General features: G+C 48.8%; 7 protein-coding genes. All 7 read right to left on the reverse strand.

Features of this window, described 5'->3' with window-relative positions; all coding sequences use genetic code 11:
• Positions 1–14: 14 nt before the first annotated feature.
• The 7 genes from ACYVGO_RS00625 to fbp all read right to left on the reverse strand — a co-directional run bounded on the left by ACYVGO_RS00625 (position 15) and on the right by fbp (position 11,851).
• Positions 15–3,332, reverse strand: a complete 3,318-nt coding sequence (locus tag ACYVGO_RS00625) for a TonB-dependent receptor (protein ID WP_460966767.1) — start codon at positions 3,330–3,332, stop codon at positions 15–17.
• A 310-nt stretch (positions 3,333–3,642) separates the two neighbouring features.
• On the reverse strand, positions 3,643–4,665 hold the full coding sequence (locus ACYVGO_RS00630; protein ID WP_460966769.1) for a FecR family protein: 1,023 nt from the start codon (positions 4,663–4,665) through the stop codon (positions 3,643–3,645).
• A gap of 313 nt (positions 4,666–4,978) precedes the next feature.
• The gene (locus tag ACYVGO_RS00635) at positions 4,979–5,557 is read right to left on the reverse strand and encodes an RNA polymerase sigma factor (RefSeq protein WP_460966771.1); all 579 of its coding nucleotides are present in this window, start codon (positions 5,555–5,557) and stop codon (positions 4,979–4,981) included.
• Positions 5,558–6,251: 694 nt separating this feature from the next.
• Positions 6,252–7,622, reverse strand: coding sequence for a pectate lyase family protein (locus ACYVGO_RS00640; protein ID WP_460966773.1), 1,371 nt, complete (start codon positions 7,620–7,622; stop codon positions 6,252–6,254).
• A gap of 186 nt (positions 7,623–7,808) precedes the next feature.
• Complete coding sequence (locus ACYVGO_RS00645; RefSeq protein WP_460966775.1) at positions 7,809–8,393, reverse strand: hypothetical protein; 585 nt, start codon at positions 8,391–8,393, stop codon at positions 7,809–7,811.
• A 71-nt stretch (positions 8,394–8,464) separates the two neighbouring features.
• Entirely contained in the window at positions 8,465–10,546 is a 2,082-nt protein-coding gene (locus tag ACYVGO_RS00650; protein ID WP_460966777.1) for a glycoside hydrolase family 97 protein, read from the reverse strand.
• A 288-nt stretch (positions 10,547–10,834) separates the two neighbouring features.
• Positions 10,835–11,851, reverse strand: coding sequence for a class 1 fructose-bisphosphatase (gene fbp, locus ACYVGO_RS00655; RefSeq protein ID WP_460966779.1), 1,017 nt, complete (start codon positions 11,849–11,851; stop codon positions 10,835–10,837).
• Positions 11,852–11,857: the final 6 nt, after the last annotated feature.

An 11,857-nucleotide genomic window follows, 5' to 3' on the forward strand; every position in this document is an offset into this window, starting at 1 on the left:
ACGAAATTTTTGGGTTATAGGTTGACGTTCAGGCCAAATACATAGAGTTTGGTCAGGGGGAAGTTTTCGGAACCACCCCGCTCCGGGTCGTAGTTTAGCTTAGTGAAGGTGACCAGGTTCTTACCCGTCACGTAGAGCCGCACCCCACGGATGGCTTTGGGGAGTACTTTTGCCGGTACGTTATAAGCCAGGGTGATATTCCGAATCCGGGCGAAAGAACCATCCACATAGCCCAGGGTCGACAGGTATTTCAGACCACCGTTTTTGTTGGGTCGTGGATACGCATTGGTAGGATTTTCGGGTGTCCAGTAATCCAGCCCCGCCGTACTGTTGCCAACACCCTGCTGGTCGAAACGGGCCGAGCGGTCGGAGTTAATCATCTGCCCGATACGCGCGTATAGAAATACATTCAGATCGAAGCCTTTGAATTTGACGGTGTTATCGAAACCACCACTCCATTTCGGACGAGGATTTCCCAGGATGATCCGATCATTAACGGCGTCAATCTTACCGTCGTTGTTCTGATCTCTGACTTTAATCTCGCCCGGCAACTGGGTTGGCGATAACTTGGCCGCCAGATCGGCTTCGGACGTCTGCCAGATACCCAGTTTTTCGTAATCGTAAAACACATTGATGGGCGAACCGATGAACCAGCCATTGCCAATGTCGTTGCCACCCGTTACCAGTTCTGTAATCTCTTCCTTGTTTTTGGTGAAGGTAACGTTGCTGGTCCAGCTTAGGCTGGAGGTTCGAATGTTGGTGCTTCCCAACGATACTTCGATACCGCGGTTCCGCGTTTTGCCGATGTTTTGCTTAACAGTCGTTACGCCCGTTGTTGGTGGCAAACCACGGTCTAGCAGTAAGTCCTGCGTACGGGTATCGTAATAATCAACAGAGGCATTGATCCGGCCATTGAGCAACCCAAAGTCGAGGCCTACATTTTTGGTATACGATAGTTCCCAGCCTAATTCCATATTGCCGACGTTCCGGGAAAAAGTGTAGGCCGGAGCGGCCACTTCATCGTAACCGAAGGCGAGCCGGGTTAGTGTTGTCTGCGTAGCGTAAGGCCCTGATGGATCATTACCCGCCACGCCATAACTGGCCCGTACTTTCAGATCGCTCAGTCCCTTAACACCCTGCATAAACTTTTCGTCGATAACGCGCCACGCAAAAGCTGCTGATGGGAAAAATGTCCATTTATTGCCTACAGCCAGTTTCGACGAACCATCTTCCCGAGCCGTTACCGTTAGCAAATACCGATCCCGAAACGCGTAATTCAACCGACCGGCAAACGACACCAGGTTGTTCTGGGAGTAGGCTGAATTAATCTTGATTTCCTCGGTAGCGCTGCCCAGTGAATAAAATAACTGCGACGGCAGCAACTGATTAACACCCGAAGCCGAGGCATTGTCGGATGAATTGCTCAGGTAACTGGCAATACCCGTCAGCGTTACAGCGTGCTGTCCCAACGTGCGCTGATAAGTGGCCACGTTTTCCCAGTTAAGGCTTCGGCTACTGCTGGTATTATAGGTTGCGAGCGACTTTCCTGACAGTGAGCGATCAATCGATTTCGGCGACGAATAAGCTCCATCCCGTACAGAAGCGAGGTTAACGCCCAGCGTACTCCGAATCATCAACCCTTTAATGGGCGTTAATTCCAGATAGCCGTTCGTTAAGACACGAGTCGTTAATACCGTGTTGTTGAAGACATTAGGCTGCTCATCCGAAAGTGGGTTCGCCGTTTGGCCATCCAGCATGATGTAATTGAAATTGCCGTTCGCATCATACAGAGAACCGAGGGGACTGATTTTATTGGCCTGGTTCAGCGGATCTCTCCGTACGCTCTGGTTATAATAGGTAAGCTGACTTTGTAGTCCGATTTTCATCCAGTCGTTAACGGTAAAATCGACATTGAGTCGGCCGGTGTAGCGCTTCAGTTCATCCAGTTTCAGAATCCCCTTTTCATTGTAATAATCAACAGAAACGTACGATTTCAGGCGGTCGGTACCGGCCCGAATGCCAACCTGATAATCCTGTTGCAGGCCATTGTGAATGAGAGCATCCTGGTAATCGGTCCAGACGCCGTTCTGCAACGCATTGTATTCCGCTACGTTGGTGAAAATGGCAGCATCATCGGCTGGACTTTTCCAGACCCCGCCCGCCCGCCAGGCTTCCCGTTTAAAATCCCGGAACGCGGTGATATCCATCGCTTTCGGATACATCGTTACCTGCGAAATACCCGAGTATGCATTAAAGGAAATGTCTGGTTTGCCTGTTTTGCCTTTTTTGGTAGTAATCAGAATAACCCCGTTGGAACCCCGCGAACCGTAGATAGCCGTGGACGAGGCATCTTTCAGTACATCCATCGTTTCGATGTCATTGGAATTGATATCCTCCAGATTGCTGTACTGAATGCCATCCACAATAATCAGCGGTGAGTTATTACCCCCAATGGAGCGGTTGCCACGAATCGTGATGTTCACTTTGGCACCTGCCTGACCACTGCTTCGGGTAATGTCGGCCCCGGCAATTTTACCCTGTGCTGCTTCCAGTACATTGGATGTTGGAATTTCTTTCAGTTGTTCGCCCTTAAGCTGAACAACCGAACCCGTCAGATCTTTTTTACGAACGGCCCCATAGCCAATCACAACAACTTCGTCCAATGCGCTTACGTCGGGCGTCATAGACACGTTGAGCGTCGTTTGACTACCCACCGCTACATCCTGACTCTGGTAGCCAACAAAAGAAAATGTCAGCACTACCCCGTTACCGTCGGGTATTGTGAGTTTATACTTTCCATTCGCATCGGTCGTCGAACCACGGTTGGTACCTTTCACGACAACACTAACGCCCGGTAGACCAGCGTTTTTTTCGTCGGTTACCGTGCCCGATACGGTTTGATCAACCGCTTCGCTAGATGGACTGACAAGCGTATGGGCAGCATCGTCAGTCTCCAGCACGATCTGGCCACCCACTAATCGGTAGGTTAGTTTCAGTGGTTTAAGAAGTTCGGTCAGAACGTCATTTAATTGCTTATCGGTAATCGTAAGCGTAACGAGCCGATCGGCGTTGATTGTTTTTGAGCTATAGACAAACCGGGCGGCAGTTTGTTTTTCGATTTGCGTCAGCACCGAGCGGAGCCGTTGTCCCTCCACTTTCAGCGTAACCGGACGGTTCATCAATTCCTGCCCCTTGCCATCGAATGCAATGGACAGACTCGTACAGGCAATCATCAGGACGAGTTGAACGAGTGATAAATTCATAAGCCGCAGAAATAAACGAGCATGCTGGCTGGGCGAGTTGCCTGTACGTACAGGTTCTCTTTTTTTCATACCTTTAAGAGTTTTGTTTGATTGGACAATCGGCAAAATGATCCTTCCCGTCGGAGCACGATTCGCGGTCTGCCCGATGGGATTCTGGATACTTGACGCTGGTTCATGTTGATCGCATGACCAGCGTTTTTTAGAAAATCAGGGGTTTGGAAACGATCGATTCATAGGGTTTTGGTTTTTTTTTGTAAATGGATAATGGATAATGGATAATGGATAATGGATAATGGATAATGGATAATGGATTGATAACCAGGAGATTTTAATTGACCATTGCTAATTTTACATTATCCATTATTCTTTATTCATTGACTTAGTCAACGCAGCCTTTGCCACTGATTAAAATAGTGGTACCCTGGACTTCGTATGTTGATTTCAGGGCTGCACAAATAATATCTAACTGCGTATACAGCGGTTGATTCGTCAGATCGGCTGTGAGCGGGCAGTTATTCTGCTGCTCATTTTCGACTTCAATATCGATTCCATAGGCCTGCTCAAGTTGCGCAAGAACGGTTGCTAAGGGGGCGTCATCAAATTGAAAGGAGACTTGCTTTCGGTCTGTTTCTGGCGCTGGAATGACTTTGGGCGCATCAACGAGGCCGGTTACAAAGTGCTGTTCTTTAGCGAAAAAGGTGGCGGCTTGATTGGGGCTCAGCACTACGCCATTGGTGGCTGGTTGCTTCTCTTCCTGTTGTGTATAAACGGCAACCCGGCCTGTAACCACCTCAACCCGTACCTGACGAGTGTCGGCCTTGGTCCGGATGAAAAAACTCGTGCCTAAAACCTTCGTAATAACCTCGCCCGTGTGGACATAAAACGGGCGGGTTGGCATTTTCTGAATCGAAAAAAAAGCATTTCCCGTCAGGTAAACGGTTCGTTCGGTAGCGGTAAAGTGTTTGGGAAATCGAAGGGAACTCTGAGCCGCTAACTGAACGGTGCTTCCATCTTCCAGGCGAACGACCAACGGTTTTGCTGACGTATTGGCCTGTTCAACCCAGTCGGTATGAATCGAGCTTGTAAGCGACCGTAGCGGTATTAAATCAGCGAAAAACCAGCCACCAACCAGGAGCAACGCTGCTGCAATTCCAATCCACCGATAGCGGTATGTACGTAGCGGAATAACCCGGCCCTGATCGGTAGACTCATCGGTCTCCATTTTACGCTGGATCTGATTCCAGAGACGGGCCTCCAGTTCGTTTGTATCCAGCGCCTGATTTGATTCGCCCGTTTCGGTTTCGAGCAAGCCATACCAGTGTTCAACAAATGATTTTTCTTCAGGTGTGCATTCCCCCCGCAGGTATTTCTGTAAGAGTAATCCGAATGATTTTCGGCTCATGACGCAGTAGCAATGGTTTCTACTACCTAAGTCAGTGAGCTGTACAGCTAACCGCAATCAATCTTATTAATTCTTTGAAAAATATACTGTTATTATTGGCTGGGGATACAAATTCTTGATAAAGTTTTATTTGTGGGTTTGGAATGGTACGTACTGAGGGTCAACATGCGCCAACTGTTTTGTGGCGTCGGTTACTTTTAACCGATGCTATGAGGTTTTGAGTAACCTACTCTAATTCATTAGGTTTTGAGAAACCTAACATGTCAAATGTAAGCATCTGACATCACAAAAAAATAGTTGACGTCCTTAAAAATCACAGAAATAACCCTATCAAAAAGCCGGCTAACAGGTAGTCGCGAAGATAGATGCGGAGGGATTTGATGGCCTGACTAATGTGATACTCAACCGTTCGCTCGGGGACTTTTAGCTGGGAAGAAATTTCTTTGACGGACTGATATTCAAGGCGATTCAGGCGGAATATTTGGCGGGTTTTTTCGGGCAGATCATTTAATTGCTGCTCAACGGCCTGCATTAACTCGGCCAGATCGAGCTGTTCTTCGGTTGCGTACGACGCTTCGGTAAAATGTGCGTAGGCATAGTCGGCGTATTTTTCGTGAACCAGCGTTGATTTGACGTGATTGATAATCGCATACCGGACAGCGGTAGCCAGATAGGCATCCAACTTATCGACCCGTAGCGAGTCCCGACGCTCCCATAATTTGAGGAAAATGTCCTGCACCAGTTCTTCAACTACATCTAGGGATTGGATCTTATGCCTGGCAATGGCATACAGTTTTTTCCAGTAACGCTGGTAAATCTCTCGAAAAGCCTGCTGATCTCCTGTCCGTAAATAGAGTAGCAACATTTCGTCGGGGAGCGATTTATAGTTCACGGTAAAAACGTATAGAGTTTTAACTTATGAAGGCTTTTCGGACAACTAATAGAACGACTTCTACCTAAAAGGAATATTGTATTTTAGGAAGGATAGCTGTTAAGCTTATCTATCAGTTGTCGGACCTTTCATCTATTAAATTCCTCTTATTAGTTAAACTTAACAAATAATTTATTGCTTTTTTCTATGCAATCGTTACCGGGAACGTTGCCAAACTATAAACCAACTCGGTATTCCTATAACTATTGGATGTGTATTGCCCGTAAGAACTCGATTCGAAGATAAACTAGATAAAAGTAATATTGTATTTTATACATAAAGGGATGTGGATTCTAGCCTTTAGTGCCATTTTGAAATCGCTACTACCACATCCTGCGCAATGATGATGGGTTGCGCTGATGTTCTCGCTTGGCTCTGCCGACCGGGCTGGCGTACCAGTGAGGGCTATTCCTTCAAGGGCCTCTGGCCCGTTTTTGCTATACAACACCGGCCAGAGGCCGTTAAAACAATAGTCTTCAATCGGCGAAGCCAAGCGAGAACATCAGAATGGATTCCAGCCGGATAGCGCGAACGTCTTCGTTCGTGCTGACTATTCTTCGGCCTCTGGCCGATTTGCCTTGCCGTTACTTACTTCCGGCCAGAGGCCGGGGAATAATCAGCACGAACGAAGACGTTCGCGCTATCCTGTCACCGACTATAAAACTAAACTATTGAGGTATACCTCAACATTCGTGTAGTGCTCGTCGAGCTTAAACTGACTGGCATCCGACGGACTACTTGGGTCAAGACCGTGGTTGGTTTCCCAGTTGTCGGGCATGCCATCGGCGTCAGTGTCGGTGGGGGCAGGCTCCTGCTTGAGGGTAACCCAGCCGCCTACATCTTTTTGGGAGTCAATAATTCCTTTTTTCTGTGGACCAAAGGAAGCTGTTCCCACGCGAACGTCATTGGCGATCCGAACATCGGTGGCGTCGCGCCGGTAACTGGCTCCGGCTTTGTTTAGCACTTGTTCAAAGGCTTGCTGTGCGGTTTGTTCGGCAATGCTTTCAACTAGAAATGGCTGCGTGGCAATGGCTGAATCGGGCTCATCGCATTGGATTCCTCCATCGAGATTGTTGCGGCTGATCACTGAATCGCCTACGACAAAATTGCCGGATACGTAAAATTGGCCGTAGGGTTTCGATGGGTTTACAATCCGGCTTTGCAGGTTGAGCGGTGTTGCTGGGCCGCGCTTGTAGTAGTTGTTAATCAGATTGTGGTTGCCTTTTTCGCCCCCATACACATTGTTGATTCCCCAGTTATAAATGACATTGTTTCGGAAATCAACGAGTTCGCGCTGGGGCTGCTTGTGGTAACGTGACCCACAGAAGCGGGGCATTCGGCTGTTTTGGTGAGCTATCAGGTTATGGTGAAACGAAGCACCCAGACCACCCCAGATGCCACCGTAGCCGTGCGCGCCTTTTTCGTGGACAGACTTGTTCAAACTCTCGGAGATCAGGCACCACTGCATGGTGAAATTCTCGTTGTCGTAAAACGACGCACATTCGTCCGTTGCCCAACTCATGGAGCAATGGTCAATCATGATTTTCTTCTGCCGAAGTCCCGTAATGGCGTCGTCCTGCTGCTTCGCTTCATCACCCAATCGGAAGCGTAGGTAGCGGATGATGACGTTGTTGGCTTCGATGCTAAGGTTGTAGTTTTTCAAGCAGATGCCTTCGCCCGGTGCCGACTGGCCTGCAATGGTTAGGTTGCCCTGCCGGATTAGGATTTTCGATTGGAGCGCTATCGTGCCGGATACGGCAAAGACAACGATGCGTGGTCCTCGGCTTGTAACCGCTTCCCGAAAACTTCCGGGGCCGCTATCGTCCAGGTTTCGAACAATCAGCACCTGCCCACCCCGACCGCCGGTTGTGTATTTCCCGAAACCTTCGGCACCAGGAAAGGCAAGCGGTTTCGAGAATCCGGACTGGCTGAATGACCGAAATGGGATGACGCAGCCAGCCGCAAGAAGCAATATGTGAATGTAGGTATTAAGAGGTTGGCCTAGGTTAAACCTGTGTAGTTTCATTCGTTTATCGGTATGCTCTACTTTTTAACGCAAAGGCGCAACGAAATGACGCAACCAACGCTAAGAGTATTTCATTGCGTCCGTTGCGTCAGTCTTTGCGCCTTTGCGTTGAAAAATAACTGTACTACACCAACTGTTGATAAGTCAAATCTCGAAGAGAAACCAGCCTACTCACAAACGTTCGATTTATTTCTGTAGGGGGAGGGTGAAACTGCCGTTCCGAAATTGAACCGTTTTGGCCTCCTGCGATGTTAGCGTTAGCTCAAACTTTCCTTCAATTACGTTCGCAACCGTATCGGCTCGGGTAACTTCGATCCAGCCGCTATTGGCTCCCTGGGCCCGGTAAGCAGTAAAAACCACATCGCCACCAATAATTAGCCCGTAACTGACACCTGTAATTGGAGCAGGTGTACAGCTAGTTAGCCTGACCGCATCGTATTTTCCAATGGCTAAGGGCACTTTCTCGAAACTCAGGTACTGGGTTTGGTCACAGGGGCCAATACAATTGTAAGGCGCTGCTTTTCTGGCTCCTTTTGGGTAAGGCAGCTCATTTGAAATGTACACGTTGAACCGATTTATGCGGCAGGTATCTCCTGAAATTGCCACCAGTTTAGATGCAGTTCCACGCCCATACCAGTCTTCGTCATTCAGTAGCGCGGTGGCATTCTTTGGCCCGTCCACTCCATCCGGACTGATAGCCGAGTCGTTGTTTGATTTTGAACAAGCCCAGATACCAACCAATAAGCAAAAAAACTGTATTCCGTTTTTCATGGCCATTGTCGTTGATTTGCCTGGTAGACCCTGAACTGACTAATGAGGTTGGAATAAGATAGTTATGGCTTTTACTGTTTCTTCACCTGAATAGCACAACCACCGCCTTTGGCCAGATGAATAGGCAGCCTTGTTTTACTGTTCACGGGTATCTTTTCGATGGTGTACGCTTCGGGATTGGCTTGCCAATCGGCAGTGAGGGCGTCACGATAAACGATGGCTTCGTAGGTTTTGCCAAGCTCCAGAAAGTCAAAGTCGATGGATATGTCCCGGCTGTTTTCGTCCGTAATTGCCCCTAAAAACCAGCTATCTTTTCCTTTTGTCTTTCGGGCAATGATCAGATAATCACCTGGTTCAGCAGCAATAATTTTGGTATCGTCCCAGTCGACGGGCACATCCCGGATAAACTGAAAGGCATCCAGATGTTTCTCGTAGTTTTCCGGCAAATCGGCGGCCATTTGCAGCGGGCTATAGAGTGTGATATACAGGGCCAATTGTTTCGCCAGCGTTGTGCGAACGCGCGTTGTCCGGGTACTATCGAACTGGTTGAGTTTAAATCGGAACAGACCCGGCGTGAAATCCATTGGCCCTCCCAGCATTCGGGTAAACGGCAGAATCGTGGTGTGTTCGGGCGTGATGCCGAGGGTAGGGGCGTTGTTGAATTCGCTGCCCCGTGCAGCTTCGCTCGCCATCCAGTTCGGGTAAGTACGGTGCAAACCGGTTGGGTGGGCCGATTCGTGCGAATCGATCATGATCTTGTACTGGGCGGCTTTTTCGGCTACACGTTCGTAATGGCCAACCATCCACTGCCCGTCGTGGTGTTCACCGCGTGGAATAATCCGGCCCACGTAGCCCGTCTTCACCGTATTGATGCCTTCATTCACCATATACTGAAACGCGGCATCCATCCGGCGCTCGTAGTTGGTGACGGAACCGGACGTTTCGTGGTGCATAATAATCCGAACACCTTTCGATTGAGCGTAGGCCGTTAGTGAATCGAGGTTATAATCGGGGTAGGGAGTTACAAAGTCGGACACGTTCTCTTTCCAGTTGCCAAACCAGTCTTCCCAACCCACGTTCCAGCCTTCCACCAATACTCCATCGAAGCCGTATTTTGCGGCAAAGTCGATGTACTTTTTCACGTTCTGGGTATTGGCCCCGTGTTTGCCACCCGCTTTTTCCCAGGTTGCTTTCCCGATGTGCATCTCCCACCACATGCCCACAAATTTCTGCGGTTTTATCCAGGATGGGTCGGCAATGGTTGAGGGTTCGTTCAGGTTCAGAATCAGTTTGGAGGCCAGTATATCGGTAGCTTTGTCGCTAACGATAATCGTTCGCCAGGGCGTTTGGGTGGGCGTTTGTAAATACGCTTTGTTCCCCACGGCATCGGGCACTAATTGCGAGGTGAGCGTTAATTTCTTCTTGTCCAGTTGCAGGTGCATGACTGGATAATTGAGCAAAGCCGCTTCGTAAATACTGAAGTAAAGCCCATCGCCCGTTTTAAAGAGCAAAGGTGTCTGGATCGCATTTGGCCCAATGAGTGATTTTAAGGCCGTGTCTTTCTCCTTATTCGACGCCGTAACCGCATCAACTTCGCTCAGTCGGGTGGTGTTATAGAGGTATTCATTTGAGTCGTAATCGCCAGGTTGCCAGAAGGTTTTATGGTCGGCGGACAGCGCAAACTGCGTTTTTTCATCGGCTACAACGAAATGGGTAAGGGCCGTTTGTTGCGGAAACTCGTACCGGAAACCAACGCCATCATTAAACACCCGAAACCGAACCCGCATTTTAATTCCCGAAATGCCTTTGTCCGTCAAGGTAAGTGCCAGTTCTTTATAGTGATTGCGGATCTGACTGACCTCGCCCCAAACCGGTTTCCAGGTTTCATCTTTGGTTGATGAATCGGCCGATGCAATCGTAAACTGGGTTAGCGATATCTTCGGCTTGCTCATTATAAACCCAACCCCCGAGGGTTCAATGACCTTTTTGCCTTTGTACGAAACCTTATAGGTGACCGCGCCAGTTTGGGCATTGCTGACTGAAAGAACAATGCCTTTATCGGGCGAAGAAATCGAAATGGTCTGTTGGGCGAACAGCAGCGGGCAGGAACAAATCGCTCCAAAAGCGGCTAGTAAAAAACGGGCTGGAAGCATCTTATCGGTTGCTAAACGAATGCATAATGATACCGACAAGATAGTGGGTTTTTTAGACAGGATAAAACAGCGTTTTTTTGTTATTCTTGGGAGAAGGGTTTTGTAATGGGGTTGTTTTAACTTTCATTCTCTAGCTTGGGTTTGCGTTTTTTTGTCATCCCGACGCCAGGAGGGATCTCAAGCTTCCGTATTAGTCAAACTTGAGATCCCTCCTGGCGTCGGGATGACAAAAAAACAGCATAGCTTTTTCTATTAAAGGGGAAGTTTAAACAGCTTCACCAGAAGCTTCTACTTCAATAAATCAATCAAACTTTCCACCATTACAGGCGCACCGATGTACAACGGTGTCCGTTGGTGCAAGCTGTGGGGTTTAATATCCAGAATGGCCTGATGGCCTGAGGTGGCCAAACAGCCTGATTTCTCAGCCAGAAATGCTAAGGGGAAAGCCTCGTAGAGCAGGCGTAGTTTACCATCTGGGCTTTTCTTCGTTGGCGGGTACAAATAGATGCCGCCTTTGAGCAGATTACGATGGAAGTCAGCAACTAACGAACCAATATATCGGGCAGAATACTGTTTCTTCCGGCAATCAGCTAAATACTCTTTGATCCCGTCCTCGTAACCATCTACATTTCCATCGTTGCAGGAGTAAATCTGACCGGTGCAGGGGCTATGAATGTCGGGGTGGGATAGGATGTATTCGCCCAGAGAGGCATCGTAGGTAAATCCATTAACGCTATGCCCCGTGGTGTAGACCATGATGGTCGAGGAGCCATAAAGAATATAGCCAGCCGCCACCTGTCGACGGCCACCTTGTAGAAAGTCGGCCAGGGTGGGCTCGCTTCCAATAGGGGTTACCCGGCGATAGATGGAGAAAATAGTGCCAATGGAGACGTTTACATCAATATTCGATGAGCCATCGAGCGGGTCCATCGCTACTACATATTTGCCGTGATTGTTGCCCGTATAGATAATATCTTCTTCTTCTTCCGAAATAATGGCGCATGCTTCTCCGCCGTTGGTCAATGCCCGTTTGAACCGAATATTGGCAATCATGTCCAGTTTCTGCTGGCTTTCGCCCTGCACATTCTGAATGCCCATACCGCCCGTGAGGTCGATCAGTCCCGCCCGATTTACTTCCCGGTGGATGATTTTACCCGCCAAGGCAATGTCGCGCAGGAGTTGTGAAAGTTCGCCTGTAGCATAAGGAAAGGCGGTTTGCCGGTGCATAATGTACCGGTCGAGCGTTACCCCAACGGGTAGGGCCAGCGGATGTGAAGCGGTAATGTCGATTTGTTGCACGTCCATACGTAT

It is taken from the genome of Spirosoma migulaei (assembly GCF_054776855.1).

What these genes read in the sequence shown, in the direction of transcription:
- ACYVGO_RS00650 (WP_460966777.1), bottom strand. Translation starts at nt 10,546, where the DNA reads ATGCTTCCAGCCCGTTTTTTACTAGCCGCTTTTGGAGCGATTTGTTCC.
- fbp (WP_460966779.1), bottom strand. Translation starts at nt 11,851, where the DNA reads ATGGACGTGCAACAAATCGACATTACCGCTTCACATCCGCTGGCCCTA.
- ACYVGO_RS00625 (WP_460966767.1), bottom strand. Translation starts at nt 3,332, where the DNA reads ATGAAAAAAAGAGAACCTGTACGTACAGGCAACTCGCCCAGCCAGCAT.
- ACYVGO_RS00630 (WP_460966769.1), bottom strand. Translation starts at nt 4,665, where the DNA reads ATGAGCCGAAAATCATTCGGATTACTCTTACAGAAATACCTGCGGGGG.
- ACYVGO_RS00640 (WP_460966773.1), bottom strand. Translation starts at nt 7,622, where the DNA reads ATGAAACTACACAGGTTTAACCTAGGCCAACCTCTTAATACCTACATT.
- ACYVGO_RS00645 (WP_460966775.1), bottom strand. Translation starts at nt 8,393, where the DNA reads ATGAAAAACGGAATACAGTTTTTTTGCTTATTGGTTGGTATCTGGGCT.